This window comes from Cytobacillus gottheilii (assembly GCF_900166665.1).
GTDB classification, from domain to species: Bacteria; Bacillota; Bacilli; order Bacillales; family Cytobacillaceae; genus Cytobacillus; species Cytobacillus gottheilii_A.
On record NZ_LT800494.1, the window covers coordinates 395049 to 412550 of the forward strand.

A 17502-nucleotide genomic window follows, 5' to 3' on the forward strand; every position below is an offset into this window, starting at 1 on the left:
ATATGTTCAGCTTATTGAACAAACAAAAAATAAACTATATACAATTCAAGGAGGAAATACAAAATGGGTGCAATAGCAGCAGCAATCGCAATTGGTTTAGCAGCATTAGGTGCAGGTTTAGGTAACGGAATGATCGTTTCTCGTACAGTTGAAGGGATCGCTCGTCAGCCAGAAGCTCGTGGTATGCTTCAATCTACAATGTTCATCGGGGTAGCTTTCGTAGAGGCGATTCCAATCATGGCGGTTGTTATCGCGTTTATGGTAATGGGTCAATAATCGGTATATAAAATTAGAAATGGCGAAGTTGATCGATAAGAACCTTCGCCATTCCTTTATGCCTAATATTTGGATTAGTGAATCAATTATCACAACGAAATATGGATCATAGATTCCAGATGAAGATTTCTGAAGGGAGTGAACTCGTCCGTGCTATTAAATGGTTTTGCCTTAGGGGCATCTTCTGGTGTATTTACCGGTGGAGATATCATTTTTACAATCTTCACATTTATTATATTGCTATTCTTAATAAAGAAGTTTGCATGGGGTCCGTTAATGGGCATGATGCAGCAGCGTGAAGAATACATTGCAAATGAAATTACTGCAGCCGAAACTAGCCGTGTTGAGGCGAAAAAGTATCTGGACGAACAGCGTCAGTTATTAACAGAAGCTCGTACAGAAGCACAAACTTTAATTGACAATGCAAAGAAACAAGCCGATATTCAAGGTCAGGAAATTACTGAACTGGCTCAAAAAGAAGCACAGCGCTTAAAGGACTCTGCTGTATTAGAAATTGAACAGCAGAAAGAGCAAGCTGTAGCAGCAATTCGTGATCAAGTTGCATCACTTTCAGTATTAATTGCTTCTAAAGTTATCGAAAAAGAATTAACTGCAGAAGACCAACAGCAGTTAATTGATGAATATATTAAAGAGGCAGGGGAAAAACGATGAAGAGCTCTGCGGTATCAAAACGCTATGCAATTGCTCTTTTTGACCTTGCCAAAGAACACCAGCTGATCGACAGCATGGAGCAAGAGTTACTCGTAGTAAAAGATGTTATTCAAAATAGCGAAGAATTCCACACGCTATTTCAGTCTCCAAAGCTTTCTATTCAAAAGAAAAAAGAGATTGTTAAGGACGCTTTTGCTTCGTTAAACGCTTTCGTTGTAAATACATTAATGATACTAATTGAACGTCACCGTGAAGATATTATTGTTGAAGTGGCGGAACAATTTATCAATCTTGCAAATGATGCCAGAGGAATTGCCGAAGCAAAGGTTTATACAACAAGACCTTTAACTGACGCAGAAAGAGAAGCCTTATCTGTATCATTTGCTGCTAAAGTAGGAAAAAAATCACTTCGTATTGACAATATTATAGATGCTAGTCTGCTGGGCGGCATTAAGCTTCGAATCGGAAACACGATTTTCGATGGAAGCCTGCGCGGTAAATTAGATCGTCTTGAGCGTCAACTGTTAGGATAAGATTCGTAGATAGGGGTGAAACTCATGAGCATCAAAGCTGAAGAAATCAGTGCACTGATAAAAAAGCAAATTGAAAACTATCAGTCGGAAATTCAAGTAAGTGATGTAGGTACAGTTATCTCTGTTGGGGATGGTATCGCACGTGTTCATGGCCTCGACAATGTCATGGCTGGAGAACTTGTTGAATTTTCAAACGGCGTTATGGGTATGGCACAAAACCTGGAAGAAAATAACGTTGGTATTATTATTTTAGGACCATTCACTGAAATCCGTGAAGGTGGCGAAGTGCGCCGCACAGGCCGCATCATGGAAGTACCGGTTGGTGAAGAACTAATTGGCCGTGTCGTGAATCCACTTGGACAGCCTGTTGATGGTATGGGTCCAATTAACACAACTAAATCTCGTCCAATCGAGAGCGCTGCACCTGGTGTAATGGATCGTAAATCCGTACATGAGCCATTACAAACAGGAATTAAAGCGATCGATGCTCTAGTGCCAATTGGCCGCGGACAGCGTGAGCTTATTATCGGTGACCGTCAAACGGGTAAAACTTCCGTTGCAATCGATACAATTTTGAACCAAAGAGATCAAGATATGATCTGTATCTATGTAGCAATTGGACAAAAGGAATCTACTGTCCGTAATGCCGTAGAAACATTGCGTAAAACAGGCGCTTTAGACTACACAATTGTTGTTACAGCATCTGCTTCTCAGCCTGCTCCAATGCTATACCTAGCTCCTTACGCTGGTGTAACAATGGCTGAAGAATTTATGTTCAATGGCAAACACGTGTTAGTTGTATATGATGACTTAACAAAACAAGCATCTGCATATCGTGAGCTTTCCCTATTATTGCGCCGTCCTCCGGGCCGTGAAGCATATCCAGGGGATGTTTTCTACTTGCACAGCCGTTTACTTGAGCGTGCAGCTAAATTAAGCGATGCAAAAGGAGCAGGTTCCATTACAGCTCTTCCATTTATTGAAACACAAGCAGGAGACGTATCTGCTTATATCCCAACAAACGTTATTTCCATTACTGATGGGCAAATTTTCCTTCAGTCTGACCTTTTCTTCTCCGGTGTTCGTCCGGCGATTAACGCAGGTCTTTCTGTATCACGTGTAGGTGGATCTGCACAGATTAAAGCAATGAAAAAGGTTGCAGGTACACTGCGTCTTGACCTTGCTTCTTACCGTGAGCTTGAATCTTTCGCACAGTTTGGATCTGACCTTGATAAAGCGACACAAGCGAAATTGAATCGTGGTGCTCGTACGGTAGAGGTCTTAAAACAAGACTTAAACAAGCCGTTAAAGGTTGAAAAGCAAGTTGCGATCCTTTATGCACTTACACGCGGATTCCTAGATGATATCCCAGTACATGATATCCGCCGTTTCGAAGATGAGTACTTAACATGGTTAGACCACAACCGCAAAGAGCTGCTTGATCATATCGTTACGACGAAAGAGCTTCCTTCCGATGAAGATATGGCTGCTGCGATCAATGATTTCAAGAAATCATTCGCAGTTTCTGAATAATAGGGCTTAGAGAGTATTGGAGAGGGAAGCCTCTCCAAAATCCTATTAGGCGTCTATTTTGATCAACAAACTTTGAATGAGGGTGGTGAGAACCTGTGGCATCATTACGCGATATAAAATCTCGTATTACTTCTACAAAGAAGACGAGTCAAATAACAAAAGCCATGCAGATGGTATCTGCGGCTAAAATGAACCGTGCAGAAATGAATGCGAAGTCATTTGTTCCTTACATGGAAAAAATTCAAGAGGTTACGGCCTCAATCGCTAAAGGCAGCATGGATGCAAACCATCCGATGCTCACTAGCCGTCCTGTCAAGAAGACTGGATATGTAGTGATTACATCAGACCGTGGCTTAGCCGGTGCGTACAATAGCAATATTTTGCGGACTGTTTATCAAACCATTCAAAATCGCCATAAATCAACTGATGAATATGCGATTATTGCAATCGGCAGAACAGGCCGTGATTTCTTCAAAAAACGTGGCATGAATGTCATTCTTGATATTGTTGCTGTATCTGATCAGCCGTCGTTTACGGATATTAAAGATATCGCAAGCAAAACAGTCGGAATGTTCTTAGATGAAACGTTTGATGAGCTTTACTTATATTACAGTCATTATGTCAGCGCGATCCAGCAGGATGTAACGGAAAGAAAGCTTCTTCCGCTTACAGATATCTCATCTTCTGGCACATTGACTTCATATGAATTTGAACCAAACGCTGAAGAGATTTTGGAAGTACTTCTTCCGCAATACGCTGAAAGTCTCATCTATGGTTCATTATTAGATAGTAAAGCAAGTGAGCATGCAGCACGTATGACGGCAATGAAGAATGCAACGGATAACGCTAATGATTTAATCAATTCGCTTAGCCTTGTATACAACCGTGCTCGACAAGCTGCGATTACCCAGGAAATTACGGAAATCGTTGGCGGAGCAGCTGCATTAGAATAGTACCGATAAATCAGATGATGAAGCTGGAGATTGCTCTGGCTTCTATGTCTGAACATATACCGATTTGAACTGTGTATGACAGCAACTAGTATAAAAATTGTTATTAGATTATGGATTAGCTTAGTGCTTGACCCTTAGCAATAGCGAATGGGCAAGGCGCTTGCGCTTTTCTAAGTAGGAGGGAAAAAGATGAATAAAGGACGCGTTCTTCAAGTTATGGGTCCAGTTGTTGACGTTAAGTTCGAAAGCGGACAGCTGCCTGAGATCTATAATGCTTTGACTATTTCAAATCAAGCGCGTGAATCTGGAGTTGAAATCAACTTAACCCTAGAAGTTGCCCTTCATTTAGGTGATGATACTGTTCGTACGATTGCGATGTCATCAACTGATGGATTAACAAGAGGAAGTGAAGTTGTTGACTCAGGTGCACCAATTTCTGTTCCTGTTGGTGATATTACTCTAGGCCGCGTATTCAACGTGCTTGGCGAAACTATCGACCTAGACCCAGTGATTACTGGTGATATTCGCCGTGACTCAATCCACAGAGAAGCGCCAAAGTTTGAGCAGCTTTCAACTGAAGTTGAAATTTTAGAAACAGGAATTAAAGTAGTAGACCTTCTTGCTCCATATATTAAAGGTGGTAAGATCGGTCTATTCGGTGGTGCCGGTGTAGGTAAAACCGTTTTAATTCAGGAATTGATTAACAATATCGCACAGGAACACGGCGGGATCTCCGTATTCGCCGGTGTTGGTGAGCGTACACGTGAAGGGAACGACCTTTACCACGAAATGACAGATTCAGGCGTAATTAAGAAAACGGCAATGGTTTTCGGACAAATGAATGAGCCGCCAGGAGCACGTATGCGTGTTGCTTTAACTGGTTTGACAATGTCTGAATACTTCCGTGATGAGCAAGGACAAGACGTTCTATTCTTCATGGATAATATCTTCCGTTTCACGCAAGCAGGTTCTGAGGTTTCTGCCCTATTAGGACGTATGCCTTCAGCCGTTGGTTACCAGCCAACACTTGCAACTGAGATGGGTAAATTGCAAGAGCGTATTACATCTACAAATGTTGGGTCTGTAACATCCATTCAAGCGATTTATGTACCTGCCGATGACTATACGGATCCGGCTCCAGCGACTACATTCGCTCACTTGGATGCAACAACAAACCTTGAGCGTAAGCTTTCTGAGATGGGGATTTACCCAGCAGTAGATCCACTTGCTTCTACTTCCCGTGCATTATCACCGGAAATCGTAGGAGAAGAGCATTATTCTATTGCTCGTCAAGTACAGCAAACTTTACAGCGTTACAGAGAACTTCAAGATATCATTGCGATTCTTGGTATGGACGAGCTTTCTGATGATGATAAACTAGTCGTTGCACGCGCACGTCGCATCCAGTTCTTCTTATCACAAAACTTCCACGTTGCTGAGCAGTTTACTGGCCAGCCAGGTTCATATGTACCTGTAAAAGAAACTGTACAAGGCTTCAAGGCAATTCTTGAAGGCAAATACGATCACTTACCAGAGGATGCTTTCCGTCTTGTTGGAAGAATCGAAGAAGTGATCGAAAGTGCAAAGAAAATGGGCGTAGAGGTCTAAATCTGGACCAGGAGGGTAAAAAATGAAGACAATCAATGTCAATATTGTTACTCCCGACGGCCCGGTGTATGAATCAGACGTAGAAATGGTGAGTACAAAGGCCGCAAGCGGTGAGCTCGGGATCTTGCCTGGCCATATTCCAATGGTAGCGCCGCTGCAAATTGGAGCGGTCCGTTTGAAAAACGGTGGAAAAACCGATCTAGTCGCTGTAAATGGCGGATTCATTGAAGTCAAACCTGAAAAGGTAACGATCTTGGCGCAATCGGCTGAGCAATCTGAAGAAATCGATTTAGAAAGAGCGAAAAGTGCAAAGCTTCGAGCTGAAGAACGCCTTCATCAACAGAAGCGTGAAAATATCGATTTCCGCAGAGCAGAGCTTGCTCTTCAACGCGCGATGAATCGTATCAATGTATCTGAAAGACATTTTTAATCAATAGAGAAAACACCTCGCGGAATTGCTGTGAGGTGTTTTTTTATTACCCTTACAGAAAGCTTTATAACTGACTTTTAAAAAAAACGTGTCAGGCTGCAGAGCATAATCCTTAAGATCTTAATCTTGTTGGGTGAGCAGGCTCTTTTGCTTTTCTTGTACAAATATAAAATTTTTATTAAGAAAGTGTAACCTACTAGCTAGAATATACGTCGAATGATAGGATGGAAATGGAGTGTAAACAAATTGAGGAGGGAAAAATGATGATTACAGGAGACTTTGGTCAGCAGGCGCTTATTAGCATTATGTCACATCTTGTATTTATTGCCCTTGCCTGGTGGGCATTGCAGGCCATTCGCCTAGATCAATTACTTAAGCCTAATCGAGTTGTACAGGCAAGAGTTCTATATATCCTTTTATCAATCATAATTGGCTCAGCTGCAAGTAATTTTTTCCTTGACTATTTATTATGGTCTCAACAGCTTCCTCTTATTTTACAAACCATTTGCTTATCTAAAATATAGGTCTTAGTGCATGTTTTCTTTTGGATCGTTTTTGAGTATGATTCTCTTGTTGTCAAAAATTTGACCTGAGTTTTTGTTCTTCAATCTTTTGTGAAGCATTTTTCAAAGTAAGACAATAGGCATAGCAGATCCTCATTTTTTTTGAGTACATATTAATGATTGTCAAAAAGTGACGAGAGTTTTTAAGTATGCCGTGCTCCTCCTTGGTAACAATGATACTAAGGGGAGGAGATTTAAAAATGAGAGATAAAAAAATATTTTTATTAGCAATTATTACCGTAATTGGTTTTGCAGCTATGACGTTTGGGAATAAGACGATTGTAGCATACGATAAGCTTGACCTATCAAAATTTGCTGCTGTTATGGAAGATGAGAATATAATCATATCTGAGTGGTCTTTACATGCAAGAGAAAAAATGGAAAGTTTTGAAACACTTGAACAAGCTGAAGAATACACAAATGAACTAAAAAAGGCATATGCTGATTGGGAATGGACAGTTAAGTCAGAGGCTGGGCAGTGGGAAGCTACTGGTTACAAGACAGACGCAAACGGGCTGGATGAAACCGTTAAACTTCTGTCTGCTGAGTCTGGCGAGACAGTACAATCTTATTTGACATATGAGGTAAAAGGAAGCATATGGAACAGCGATACAGAGCTTTTGGCTGAAAATAAGCTAGAACGCCGACTTTCCGACTTATTTCGCGGAAATCCCACAATTTTCTCTTGTATGAAAGGCGAATTCAATGATAAGATTAATGGGTCTTTGTCAAATACTGCAAGTCAGCTACTAAGGGTATTTGATGCAGAAGAGATTGAAACGCTGGAAGAAGAACAATTTGTTTCGACAACTGCATTTTCACCGATGTTCCATGAATCGGTTGCAGCGGGCGGACAAAAAATGAACATGCAAATTGGATTAAGAACTGAAGGGATGGGCGCTAATACAACCATAGTTATTGGCACACCCATCATTACGATTGAATATTAATATAGAGATAATGGACGCGGAGGGGAATACACTTTGGAAAAAATCATCGTCCGCGGCGGAAATCGGCTAAGCGGAACTGTAAAAGTTGAAGGAGCAAAAAATGCTGTTTTGCCGGTTATCGCTGCTACACTGTTAGCTAGTGATGGAAAAAGCATAATTCGTGATGTCCCTACTCTCTCCGATGTATTTACAATTAATGAAGTATTACGCTATTTAAACGCCGAAGTGGAGTTTGATCATAATACAGTATACGTGAATGCATCAAGAGAGTTAAAAGAAGAGGCACCTTTTGAATATGTACGTAAAATGCGTGCATCTTCATTAGTAATGGGACCGCTTCTTGCTAGAAATGGCCGTGCACGTGTGGCATTGCCAGGGGGCTGTGCAATCGGCTCTCGCCCAATTGATCAGCATTTAAAGGGCTTTGAAGCAATGGGAGCAACAGTAAAGGTTGGAAATGGATTTGTTGAAGCAGAAGCTGCAGATGGCCGTCTGCGCGGAGCAAAAATATATTTAGATTTCCCAAGCGTAGGCGCAACAGAAAACATTATGATGGCTGCAACTCTAGCTGAAGGTACAACGGTTATTGAAAACGTTGCGAAAGAACCTGAAATTGTCGACCTTGCTAATTTCCTAAATAGCATGGGAGCAAAGGTTAGAGGCGCAGGTACTGGAACGATTCGCATTGAAGGAGTGGAAATGCTTTTCGGAGCAGACCACACGATTATTCCAGACCGTATTGAAGCTGGCACTTTTATGGTTGCTGCTGCGATTACTGGTGGAGATGTACTCATCAAAGGAGCTGTTCCTGAGCATTCGACATCTTTAATTGCTAAAATGGAAGAAATGGGTGTAATCTTTGTTGAGGAAGCAGAAGGTGTGCGTGTATTAGCACCTGAGAAGCTGAAAGCAGTGGATATTAAAACAATGCCACATCCAGGATTCCCAACTGATATGCAAGCACAAATGATGGCCTTATTGCTTCATGCAAATGGCACAAGTGTAATAACAGAAACGGTATTTGAAAATCGTTTTATGCACGTAGAGGAATTCCGCCGCATGAACGCTGAAATTAAAATTGAAGGCCGCTCAGTGATTATGAATGGACCTTCTAATCTGCAGGGAGCAGAAGTAGCTGCAAGTGATTTACGTGCTGCTGCAGCGTTAATTTTAACAGGTCTTGTTGCTGATGGAGTTACACGCGTTACTGAACTAAAGCATCTTGATCGCGGATATGTAAGCTTCCATGAAAAACTGGCTGCGCTTGGTGCAGATATTGAACGTATTACAGAAGTTGAAGAGCCGCAAACTGAAAAGTTTGTTACAGACCTTAACGCATAAATCTTTCTAATATACCGAAAAACCGCAATATCGACTTGTCTGCAAAGGCATATCGGTATGCGGTTTTTTATTTTTGCTTTTATGCTGCCCACTTAAACCATCTGTAAAAAAAGGAACCTTCCATCTAAATAAAATATCTTTTTAAAGACTTGTCATATTAGCTTGTCCTCTCCCATATGAATGGAATGAGACTGAAACTACGGAGGCTTACATATGACAAAAATTAAACCATTCATTCTACTAGCGTCGATTCTCTTTGCCGTCACGATCATCGTTCCGTCTCTTCTAGTCATTCCGTTTTCAAATAATGAAGAGACAGGAAAGCTGGATGAAAAGCTAGAGGAACCTGTTGAGACTGAACCTGCATCCAGTGAACCTGCCATTGAGGTGGCTGTATTTCGAACAGCAACCAAACAGGTTGAAAACCTAACAATGGAAGACTATTTAGTGGGAGTCGTATCGGCTGAAATGCCAGCAGATTTTGAAGAGGAAGCATTGAAGGCACAGGCACTGACCGCAAGAACCTATATTGTTCAGCATTTAATGAAGGATCAAGATCTGAATATACCTGGTGATGCACAAGTATATGATACGGTCGATCATCAAGTATATAAAAATAAAGAAGAGCTTAAGAAGCGCTGGAAAGAGGATTATGACTACAATATCAAAAAGGTAACAGACGCTGTTCGTGCTACAGCAGGTCAAATACTTACTTACGAAGGAAACCCTATACAGGCACAATTCTTTTCAACAAGTAATGGCTATACTGAGAACTCAGAGTCTGTTTGGACAAATGCCATACCATACCTAAAGAGTGTAGAGAGTCCATGGGACCAGGAATCACCAGAGTTTACGGATCAAATGGTCATGACGGTCGCAGATTTTGAAGCAAAGCTAGGTGTTCAGCTGCCAGAAGGTTCAGCTATCGGAAGTGTAACGGAGTTCACAGCCGGAAAAAGAGTCGCCAAGGTGAATATTAATGGCAAGGAAATAAAGGGCGTCGACATCCGTGAAAAATTAGGATTAAGATCAACCGATTTTAGATGGGAAAGAAAAGGAGACAATGTGGTTATACAAACGAAAGGCTATGGACATGGCGTTGGCATGAGTCAATATGGAGCCAATGGCATGGCGGCAGAGGGGAAAACATATAAGGATATCGTTAATCACTATTATAAAGGCGTTGAAATCTCTACATCCGACACGATGCTCGCTAAGGTGACCGCAAAAAAATAAACAGAATTAAGAAAGCCGCCGGAGGCATTCGGCGGCTTTTGTTGCGTCAAATTGGAGTTTGGCGGATATATTGGCATTATTGGCGAATAAATTACGGTAAAGGCGAAAATAATTATTAAACGGCGAATACCTTTATGCTAACAGCGATTATATTTTCAGGACGGCGAATATATTCATGCCGAAATCGAAATCCGCTATATCGTGTTCATTGCTCCAGTTTATAGGAGAGGACCACTAATTTGCTCTAGTACACTTTTTTTTCACACCAAAAACCACAATTACTTCTCTGCAGCCGTCACTCTCCGAATACCTTCTAAGAAACGGCCCACTCTCTTAAACCTCTTCCCAAAAACGGCTTGAGAAATCACCCAATAGGCGACTGCCACACCTGTCACATCCTTCACAACGTCAATAAACGTCGCAGAACGGTATGGAACAAAGGACTGGTGGATTTCATCTAAGACGCCATAGAAGCAGGCCAGGACAGCCAGGAGCAGGTTTATTTTAGATGTAAAGGGTTGTTTGAACGTAAAAGCAGCACCAATAAGAAAAAGGTAGAGTATGCCGAATTCAACCAAATGCATCGATTCTTTAAAGAATCGATCGAAAGAAGAGTCTGGCAATTCTACCACCGCATTGTGCGGGAGACTTGATAAAACCCAAATAAGAATCATATAAGAGATTGGAAGTAGGCGCAGCAGCCATTTTAACATGGTAAAAACTCCTTTGAAAAAAAGTTATAAGAAATATGAATAATTCAAACAGCTTTGTCGAAAAATAACATCTAAAAAAATATTTTTAAAAAGGTATATAATCCTCGCAATCTGTTCAGACTGATTGCTGAGGTGATGATAATGAGAGAGGAAGAAAAGAAACGATCTTCTCAAGATTCAAGTTTTAAGCGTTTTTTAAAGAAGCGTTGGGCATTCCCAGCAATCTACATTGCAAGTGCAGCTATTATTTTATCGGCGGTTCTATGGTATCAAAATAGCAGTGATAGCGCGATAGAGTCAGACGAATTTGACCATGAAGCTACCGATATTACTGGCAAATCAGAAGAACCGGCAATTGAAGTAACAAATCCACTAGAAGACTTCAAGATGCCTGTTGCTGATGAAGATGCTGCTGTCATTCAAACACAGTTCTATGATCATAATGCTGATACGGCAGATCAAGAGGCTGCGATCATTGTTTATAATAACATCTACCACCCTAGCACTGGTATCGATATCACTATGAAAGATGGAGAGGCATTTGATGTCCTTGCATCATTAAGCGGTACAGTGACAAAGGTCGAGGAAGATAGAACGCTTGGAAATGTCATTGAAATCGAGCATACTGAAGGTATTGTAACACAATATCAGTCTGTTACTGAGATGAATGTTGAGGTTGGCGATCAAGTTAAGCAAGGCGATGTATTAGCGAAAGCAGGACAAAGCTTATTTAATGAAGAAGCAGGTGTACATGTCCACTTTGAAATTCGCAAGGATGGACAGGCAGTAAATCCGCATGAGTATTTCAATAAATCTTTAAGTGCACTGCAGGAAGCTGATTTATCTGGAAGCTCAGAAGCAGCTGACAATGAAGATGGATCGGAAGAAAGTACGGCTCCTGAGGGTGATGAGGAAGCAAAACCTGAAGATGGTGAAGAAACAGCGCCTGAAGAAGGTACTGCACCAGAAGAAGGCAATGAAACAGCACCTGGTGAAGACAATACAACAAATCCAAGTGAACAAACTGAAGACGAAGGCGCTTCTGATGAAGAAACTGAAACAGAAGAAGGATCTGGAGAAGAAGGGGACCATACTGGTGACCATTCTGAAGAGGATTCAGCTAACGCATAAGATAAAAACGAAAACCCGCATTTATGCGGGTTTTTATTGTGCATTCAGGTAATAAAATGAGTGGTACAGGAGAGGGTTCGGCACAGCTGCTAAGAACAAAAGCAAAGCCTGCACTTAGGTTCGCCTCTGCAGGCTTGTCCAGTCGGAAGAATTCTCTATCAATTACTTTCTATTTCTGAATATTAACGACAGCCCCATTTTTATGTGTCACAATGACCGTTTTCCCGGCTAAGCGCTGATATTCCTGTGCCGTGCCATAAGGAACTTTCAATGCAAAATGGCGGCTGCCGGATTGAAACTCAATGGTAAAATTGTCAGCAGCTCCGACAATTTTCGCAGATTGAACAGCAATATCCTCCATAATGATCAAACGCTGATGAATGAGAACCATATTACTGGAAAGGTGATTAATTCTCTTTAATTCAGATACAGGCACGCTATAGCGGTCTGCGATGCTCCATAAGGTATCACCTGGGACAACTGTGTAAATGGCTGCGTGCTGCAGAAACGATTCGGTTGTGTGAAACTCTGTTGGAACATCAAGCTCTTGACCTGGGAAAATTTTATCCGATACTAGCTCGTTCATTTCCTTCAGCTGCTGGACGGTTAAATCATAATCTTTAGAAATCCTATAAAGCGTATCGCCTTTTTCCACTACATACTTACCCGCAGAAGCATTTGCTTCTTTCCCTCCTAGTCCGATTGAAGATGCAGTCACAGCGGCTGCTACCGTTACGGTTGCAAGCTGTGCATTTCTTTTCCTCCGTTTTTTCTCGCGTTTTTCTTCAATCCGTGCTTTTCTTGGTCTTAATACAGCTTTTCCCATCATCTATCTCCTTATCTGTTATTTCTATTTATATGGATTAAATTGGGTGTATACCCATATTTATCAACGATTAAGTCAGCATAAGTGTATGTGAATAGACCCAAAGCGACAATAGGCAAGAAATCATAACAATTTTCGTGACTAAGTACATGAAAAAATGAAGTGTGAAATTTTGGGTAGACGATTAGAACTGCAAAACTGGAAAGGAATTATTGAAATGATAGGCAAAAGGATAGAAGTAGGATCGTGATCATGTTTGTTTATAATGCGAATGGTAGAATGAGTGCTGGAATTTAAGAGATATTGTCCTAATTTTATATATGGTGGAGTTAAGGAATATGGTACTTATCACACGGCGATATGGACCTACTGCAGAAGATATAGCGATTTTTATATATAAACACCTTCTCAAAAGGTTGATATCTTCATAATGAGTCTTAAAAATGCACATTTGAATTATCATTGGCGATCACAACATGTAAGACGATACAAGTGGAACGAGTGAACGAATGGGGAGTGGGAACTCACCAGGAATTGCTGAGAAGAGGCACAGCATCAACCAACCCGCCGGAACTCCGAAGAAGAAATCTTTGTACATTAAGTAAAAGCAGCAAAGTTTGCGAGCCTAAAGAAAAGAAGGAAAAAAGCATCAGAATGAGTAAGTTTTCTGAAAAAAAACACCTATGACTTGTCCCGATTCATGAAATTGTGCATATATCTTCATCCAAGCTAATAAAATGTTACAAACCTTACAAAGAGAATGTTTGAGGTGGGTATCGTTTTAATGCTATCAGTGAATGAGCAGTGGGACATGATTATTTACAGCAGGTCAATAGAAGGGGTTCTGCCCTTCTGCCGCAGGATGTTTATGCGGACTATCGTATAGGACAAAGTTAAAAGCGAGTCTCATTTCACACTTCTCACATCCAATTTAGGGAGGGCGAGTGGTGTGCACGATTACATCAAAGAGAGAACTATCAAGATTGGAAAGTATATCGTGGAGACGAAAAAAACAGTTCGCGTAATTGCGAAGGAGTTTGGCGTATCCAAAAGTACAGTCCATAAAGATTTGACAGAAAGACTTCCTGAAATTAATCCCGATCTTGCAAATGAAGTAAAGGAAATTTTAGATTATCATAAATCCATCAGACATCTCCGTGGGGGAGAAGCCACTAAAATGAAGTACAAAAAGGAAGAGCTAGAGGGGGAGCCCATCAATTAATAAGGGAACCGCACAACATCACACATAACACAAACGGTATGCAAAGAATGTCTTCTGAATTCTGCGTATACCGTTTGTGTTTTTTATATTACTGGAGATGTAACCAGGTGCAAAACCATCTTGCGTCAAATGAATCATAAAAAACAAACAAAACCGAATTCAACGAATTCGACAAATTCTTTATTTTGTTCTATATAATTTGACAAAAAGTTACTTTATTATAGATAGATGTGCTAAAATATACAATTAGGATAATAACTTAGTTTAGCTAATAGAAGTAGTCAAAAAGACTGGTTTTCTGTCTTTTGAATTCTACAATTTTTCATAAAGGCATCGATCGCTGAGAATGATTTGCAGGGACTGTAAAGAGTTACTCGGACGGCAATAGAGATTTGAACGGTTTTTAAACGGATTAGGCCACTTTAGGTCAAATGTCTGCATCTTACTGCTTAAGCCGCTTGCGGACAGTGCGGGCCAAATTTTTCAAGGAGGAAAGAAAGAGAATGTTTGCTAGGGATATTGGAATTGATTTAGGGACGGCCAATGTACTCATACATGTAAAGGGTCGCGGTATAGTTTTGAATGAGCCTTCAGTTGTTGCAATTGATAAAAATACGAACAAGGTGCTTGCTGTCGGTGAGGAAGCCCGCCGAATGGTTGGCCGTACACCTGGAAATATTGTTGCGATTCGTCCGTTAAAAGATGGGGTAATCGCTGATTTTGATGTAACAGAAGCAATGTTGAAATATTTCATCAATAAACTTGATGTAAAAGGATTTTTATCGAAACCGCGCATTTTGATCTGCTGTCCGACTAATGTAACAAGCGTTGAGCAAAAAGCTATTAAGGAAGCAGCAGAAAAAAGCGGCGGCAAAAAGGTTTACCTTGAGGAAGAGCCTAAGGTAGCTGCAATTGGCGCAGGTATGGATATTTTCCTGCCGAGCGGAAACATGGTCGTTGATATCGGCGGCGGTACAACCGACGTGGCGGTTCTGTCAATGGGTGACATTGTTACATCATCATCCATTAAAATGGCGGGTGACAAATTTGATAATGAAATTCTTCAATATATCAAAAGAAAGTACAAGCTTTTAATCGGTGAAAGAACAGCGGAGGATATTAAAACAACCATCGCAACCGTATTCCCTGGCTCAAGAAGTGAGCAAATGGATATTCGCGGCCGTGATATGGTTTCAGGCCTTCCAAGAACAATTACTGTGTACTCAGAAGAGATTGAACAAGCGCTGAGAGAATCAGTAGCTGTCATTGTTCAGGCAGCGAAGAGCGTGCTGGAACGGACACCGCCAGAGCTTTCTGCAGACATTATTGACCGTGGTGTTATTTTAACAGGCGGCGGCGCTTTGCTTCATGGGATCGATATGCTTTTAGCTGAAGAGCTGAAGGTGCCTGTGCTTATAGCGGAGAATCCAATGGACTGTGTAGCGATTGGAACAGGCATTATGCTTGATAATATTGACAAGCTGCCAAAGAGGAAATTCAGTTAACTAAAATGCTGCCAGTGAGAATTTCTGGCAGCTTTTTTTCAATTATCCTGTGAGTATAACGAGAAAACACCGAAAATAGCACAATCTTTAAAATGGTAAACATGCATGCTTCGCCAATTTTTTTCAAAATATGACTTTTTCCTTTATTTTTTTAATGTATATTGTTGATTTTTTTTTTATAATAAAAGTAAGACGAAAAAGGCTATTTTGTTTTATTGCATTTTCGATCCGCTGCTTCTGTCTGAAAAAGACGTTCAGCATTTTAAGAGGTGAGAATTTTGTTTAAAGGATTTTATACAGTTGCATCCGGAATGCTTGCACAGCAGCGAAGAACAGAAATGCTTTCAAATAACATGGCGAATGCAAATACACCAGGATTTAAAGCAGATCAATCCGCGATGAGAAGCTTTCCGGAAATGCTGCTTCAGCGTATTGACCAGCAATCTCTTCCCACAGAGAAGGGTTTAAATATACCAGGGAACACAAGAATTGGCAGCATCAGCACAGGTGTGTATGTGCAGGAAGTGATCCCGAATTTTCTTCAAGGTGATATAAAAGAAACAGGTTTAAATACAGATATATCCTTAGTAAATGTGAATGTCCCTGATAACGGCGAGGAAGATGCAGTTGGATCAGTCTTTTTCACGGTGACAGGGCCATCCGGAGAAGAACGTTATACACGTAACGGGAACTTCACGTTAGATGGGGCAGGTTTTTTAACAACGGCGAGCGGTATGTATGTGCTTGACGATGCTGGACAACCCATTCAGCTGACAAGTGAAGATTTCTCTATCAATGAAGAAGGTATTCTGACAGGTGCCAATGGGGAAACGGCGAGGCTTGGAGTTGCTTATACAGACAATGCCAATAACCTGATAAAAGAAGGGGATGGCTTATACCGGACAGAAGATGGCAATGATTTGCCTAATGCTTATCTGGCCGGAGGTGTACAGTTTAACCTTCAGCAAGGGTTTCTTGAGCGCTCAAATGTAGATGTCAGCCGTACAATGACAGATATGATGACAGCTTATCGTGCGTTTGAAGCGAATCAGAAAATTTTGCAGGCGTATGACCGCAGCATGGAAAAGGCTGCAAATGAAATTGGACGCATCGGATAATCATGTCTACACTTTCTAAGGGAGAAGAACAATGAATAGAACGATGATTACGGCAACCAATACATTGGCACAGCTGCAGAAGCAAATGGACATCGTCAGCAACAATGTAGCCAATATTGATACAAATGGATTTAAAAGAAAAGAGGCTAATTTCACTGATTTGCTGTTTCAGCAGTTTAACAACGGTCCGGGTGCTCCAGGAGCAGGAGATGCTGATCGTCTGACACCGAATGGCATTCGGCAGGGAGCAGGGGCAAAGCTGGCTATTTCTAAAATAGTGATGGCACAAGGAAGTTTAAAGACAACGGATCGTCCGCTTGATATGGCGCTAACAGCAGAAGGACAAGTCTTCAGAGTGCTTGAGCAGACTGATAACGGTTCTGCCATTCGTTATACAAGAGACGGTGCCTTTTATTTAACGCCCATCTCTCAAAACGAAACGATGCTTGTCACGGGTAATGGCTATCCTGTGCTGGACGAAAATGATAATCCAATTACCATCAATGCTCAGGCATCTAACTTTGCTCTATCGGAAACAGGCAGACTAACTGTTGATGTGCCTGGCGGTGGAACGGCAAGCTATAATTTAGGCATTTCTTATGTAAATAAGCCACAGTTTTTAGAACAAAAAGGCGGGAACCTATTAGGACTGCCGGAAAATATGGCTGATCTGGGAGTAGAAGCAGAAGAGATTTTAACAGAGCTAAACGGACCTCTCCGTAATCAGATTGGAATCGCTCAAGGAAGATTAGAGCAATCCAATGTAGATTTATCAAAAGAGATGACCGAGCTGATTAATCTTCAGCGTTCCTACCAGTTTCAGTCCAGATCGATTTCGATGGCAGACCAAATGATGGGCCTTGTCAACGGAATTCGCTAAAGGAGCTTAGAA

The 17502-nt window shown here is 41.2% G+C and carries 18 protein-coding genes; 16 read left to right on the forward strand and 2 right to left on the reverse strand.

The features are described from left to right. Positions 1-63 precede the first annotated feature (63 nt). From atpE to spoIID, 11 genes are all read left to right on the forward strand, one after another. Positions 64-276, forward strand: a complete 213-nt coding sequence (gene atpE, locus B7E07_RS02125) for a F0F1 ATP synthase subunit C (RefSeq protein WP_066442353.1) — start codon at positions 64-66, stop codon at positions 274-276. A gap of 150 nt (positions 277-426) precedes the next feature. Further along, a complete protein-coding gene (gene atpF / locus B7E07_RS02130; protein ID WP_080843842.1) occupies positions 427-948 on the forward strand; it encodes a F0F1 ATP synthase subunit B in 522 nt (173 codons plus the stop codon). Next, entirely contained in the window at positions 945-1481 is a 537-nt protein-coding gene (locus tag B7E07_RS02135) for a F0F1 ATP synthase subunit delta (RefSeq protein ID WP_080843843.1), read from the forward strand. Before atpF ends, B7E07_RS02135 begins: the two co-directional genes overlap by 4 nt. 24 nt (positions 1482-1505) lie before the next feature. After that, on the forward strand, positions 1506-3014 hold the full coding sequence (gene atpA / locus B7E07_RS02140; protein WP_080843844.1) for a F0F1 ATP synthase subunit alpha: 1509 nt from the start codon (positions 1506-1508) through the stop codon (positions 3012-3014). A 95-nt stretch (positions 3015-3109) separates the two neighbouring features. Then, complete coding sequence (locus tag B7E07_RS02145) at positions 3110-3967, forward strand: F0F1 ATP synthase subunit gamma (RefSeq protein ID WP_080843845.1); 858 nt, start codon at positions 3110-3112, stop codon at positions 3965-3967. Between the two features lie 189 nt (positions 3968-4156). Then, on the forward strand, positions 4157-5575 hold the full coding sequence (gene atpD / locus B7E07_RS02150; RefSeq protein ID WP_080843846.1) for a F0F1 ATP synthase subunit beta: 1419 nt from the start codon (positions 4157-4159) through the stop codon (positions 5573-5575). A gap of 22 nt (positions 5576-5597) precedes the next feature. Next, positions 5598-6005: a F0F1 ATP synthase subunit epsilon gene (locus tag B7E07_RS02155; RefSeq protein ID WP_080843847.1), complete on the forward strand. Its 408-nt coding sequence runs from the start codon at positions 5598-5600 to the stop codon at positions 6003-6005. Positions 6006-6268: 263 nt separating this feature from the next. Next, on the forward strand, positions 6269-6529 hold the full coding sequence (locus B7E07_RS02160) for a DUF1146 family protein (RefSeq protein ID WP_080843848.1): 261 nt from the start codon (positions 6269-6271) through the stop codon (positions 6527-6529). A gap of 239 nt (positions 6530-6768) precedes the next feature. Continuing rightward, the gene (locus B7E07_RS02165; RefSeq protein WP_080843849.1) at positions 6769-7518 is read left to right on the forward strand and encodes a YwmB family TATA-box binding protein; all 750 of its coding nucleotides are present in this window, start codon (positions 6769-6771) and stop codon (positions 7516-7518) included. Between the two features lie 33 nt (positions 7519-7551). Continuing rightward, complete coding sequence (gene murA / locus B7E07_RS02170; protein WP_080843850.1) at positions 7552-8859, forward strand: UDP-N-acetylglucosamine 1-carboxyvinyltransferase; 1308 nt, start codon at positions 7552-7554, stop codon at positions 8857-8859. A 213-nt stretch (positions 8860-9072) separates the two neighbouring features. Further along, positions 9073-10095, forward strand: coding sequence for a stage II sporulation protein D (gene spoIID / locus B7E07_RS02175; RefSeq protein ID WP_080843851.1), 1023 nt, complete (start codon positions 9073-9075; stop codon positions 10093-10095). Between the two features lie 278 nt (positions 10096-10373). Here the strand turns inward: spoIID and B7E07_RS02180 are convergent, their stop codons facing one another. Beyond that, the gene (locus B7E07_RS02180; RefSeq protein ID WP_080843852.1) at positions 10374-10808 is read right to left on the reverse strand and encodes a VanZ family protein; all 435 of its coding nucleotides are present in this window, start codon (positions 10806-10808) and stop codon (positions 10374-10376) included. Positions 10809-10949: 141 nt separating this feature from the next. On the opposite strand from B7E07_RS02180, the gene B7E07_RS02185 reads away from it, so the two are divergent. Continuing rightward, on the forward strand, positions 10950-11939 hold the full coding sequence (locus B7E07_RS02185) for a M23 family metallopeptidase (protein WP_080843853.1): 990 nt from the start codon (positions 10950-10952) through the stop codon (positions 11937-11939). A gap of 169 nt (positions 11940-12108) precedes the next feature. On the opposite strand, the gene B7E07_RS02190 is transcribed toward B7E07_RS02185, so the two are convergent. After that, a complete protein-coding gene (locus tag B7E07_RS02190) occupies positions 12109-12768 on the reverse strand; it encodes a LysM peptidoglycan-binding domain-containing protein (protein WP_139785554.1) in 660 nt (219 codons plus the stop codon). 946 nt (positions 12769-13714) lie between these two features. Here B7E07_RS02190 and spoIIID point away from each other — a divergent pair. The 4 genes from spoIIID (at position 13715) to B7E07_RS02210 (ending at position 17490) form a co-directional block, all read left to right on the forward strand. Then, entirely contained in the window at positions 13715-13987 is a 273-nt protein-coding gene (gene spoIIID / locus B7E07_RS02195; RefSeq protein WP_066442368.1) for a sporulation transcriptional regulator SpoIIID, read from the forward strand. Between the two features lie 503 nt (positions 13988-14490). Further along, positions 14491-15492, forward strand: coding sequence for a rod shape-determining protein (locus B7E07_RS02200; protein WP_080843855.1), 1002 nt, complete (start codon positions 14491-14493; stop codon positions 15490-15492). A gap of 278 nt (positions 15493-15770) precedes the next feature. After that, on the forward strand, positions 15771-16610 hold the full coding sequence (locus tag B7E07_RS02205; protein WP_080843856.1) for a flagellar hook-basal body protein: 840 nt from the start codon (positions 15771-15773) through the stop codon (positions 16608-16610). Positions 16611-16641: 31 nt separating this feature from the next. Continuing rightward, positions 16642-17490, forward strand: a complete 849-nt coding sequence (locus tag B7E07_RS02210; protein ID WP_080843857.1) for a flagellar hook-basal body protein — start codon at positions 16642-16644, stop codon at positions 17488-17490. The last annotated feature ends 12 nt before the right edge of the window (positions 17491-17502 follow it).

Coding starts and splice junctions, on each gene's coding strand:
- B7E07_RS02155 (WP_080843847.1), top strand. CDS start 5,598: ATGAAGACAATCAATGTCAATATTGTTACTCCCGACGGCCCGGTGTAT.
- B7E07_RS02160 (WP_080843848.1), top strand. CDS start 6,269: ATGATTACAGGAGACTTTGGTCAGCAGGCGCTTATTAGCATTATGTCA.
- B7E07_RS02165 (WP_080843849.1), top strand. CDS start 6,769: ATGAGAGATAAAAAAATATTTTTATTAGCAATTATTACCGTAATTGGT.
- atpE (WP_066442353.1), top strand. CDS start 64: ATGGGTGCAATAGCAGCAGCAATCGCAATTGGTTTAGCAGCATTAGGT.
- B7E07_RS02190 (WP_139785554.1), bottom strand. CDS start 12,768: ATGATGGGAAAAGCTGTATTAAGACCAAGAAAAGCACGGATTGAAGAA.
- atpD (WP_080843846.1), top strand. CDS start 4,157: ATGAATAAAGGACGCGTTCTTCAAGTTATGGGTCCAGTTGTTGACGTT.
- B7E07_RS02180 (WP_080843852.1), bottom strand. CDS start 10,808: ATGTTAAAATGGCTGCTGCGCCTACTTCCAATCTCTTATATGATTCTT.
- B7E07_RS02200 (WP_080843855.1), top strand. CDS start 14,491: ATGTTTGCTAGGGATATTGGAATTGATTTAGGGACGGCCAATGTACTC.
- B7E07_RS02135 (WP_080843843.1), top strand. CDS start 945: ATGAAGAGCTCTGCGGTATCAAAACGCTATGCAATTGCTCTTTTTGAC.
- B7E07_RS02210 (WP_080843857.1), top strand. CDS start 16,642: ATGAATAGAACGATGATTACGGCAACCAATACATTGGCACAGCTGCAG.
- spoIID (WP_080843851.1), top strand. CDS start 9,073: ATGACAAAAATTAAACCATTCATTCTACTAGCGTCGATTCTCTTTGCC.
- B7E07_RS02185 (WP_080843853.1), top strand. CDS start 10,950: ATGAGAGAGGAAGAAAAGAAACGATCTTCTCAAGATTCAAGTTTTAAG.
- atpA (WP_080843844.1), top strand. CDS start 1,506: ATGAGCATCAAAGCTGAAGAAATCAGTGCACTGATAAAAAAGCAAATT.